Genomic DNA, 883 nt, shown 5'->3' on the forward strand with positions numbered 1-883 from the left:
CGCGGCCGCCGCGGAGGAGCTGTCGGCCGCCGCCCAGCAGGTCGGCGCCGCGCAGGAGGAGACGAGCGCGCAGGCGGGGGTCGTCGCGTCCACCGCGGACCAGGTCTCGCGCTACGTGCAGTCCGTCGCGGCCGGGTCGGCGCAGATGGGGTCGTCGATCCGGGAGATCGCGCAGAGCGCGTCCGAGGCGGCGAAGGTCGCCCACCAGGCGACGCAGATGGCCGAGCTCACCAACGAGCGCGTCGCGAAGCTCGGCGAGTCCAGCCTGGAGATCGGCAACGTCGTCAAGGTCATCACGTCGATCGCCGAGCAGACGAACCTGCTCGCGCTCAACGCGACCATCGAGGCCGCGCGTGCCGGAGAGGCCGGCAAGGGCTTCGCCGTCGTCGCGGGTGAGGTCAAGGAGCTCGCGTCCGAGACGGCGAAGGCGACCGAGGACATCGCGCGCCGCGTCGAGGCGATCCAGACCGACACCACCGGCGCCGTGTCGGCGATCGGCGAGATCTCCTCGATCATCGAGGCGATCAACGACCACCAGCTCACGATCGCGTCGGCGATCGAGGAGCAGACCGCGACCACGACCGAGATGTCGCGCGGGGTCGCCGACGCCGCGGCCGGCACCGGGGACATCGCCACGAACATCACCGGCGTCGCGACGTCGGCCGCGACGAGCTCCGACGTGCTCGCCCAGATGGGCACGAACGTCGAGGAGCTCGCCCGGATGTCCGCGGACCTGCGGTCGCGGGTTGCCGCGTTCACCTACTGAGGACCCGCGTCCGGTGGTCGGCCGTCCCCGGCCGCCGGGCGCCGTCCGGACGCCGCCCTCTCCTCGTCGGGCGGCACGGACGAGAAGGCCCGCCACCGTGCTGGACGGTGGCGGGCC

At 73.3% G+C, this 883-nt stretch carries 1 protein-coding gene; it reads left to right on the forward strand.

Translation table 11 applies throughout. The features are described 5' to 3' along the window. Positions 1-766, forward strand: a 766-nt coding sequence (locus CTKZ_RS20620; protein ID WP_235843588.1) for a methyl-accepting chemotaxis protein, incomplete at its 5' end; no start/stop codon positions are given. Positions 767-883: the final 117 nt, after the last annotated feature.

It is taken from the genome of Cellulomonas algicola, assembly GCF_003851725.1.
GTDB lineage: Bacteria > Actinomycetota > Actinomycetes > Actinomycetales > Cellulomonadaceae > Cellulomonas > Cellulomonas algicola.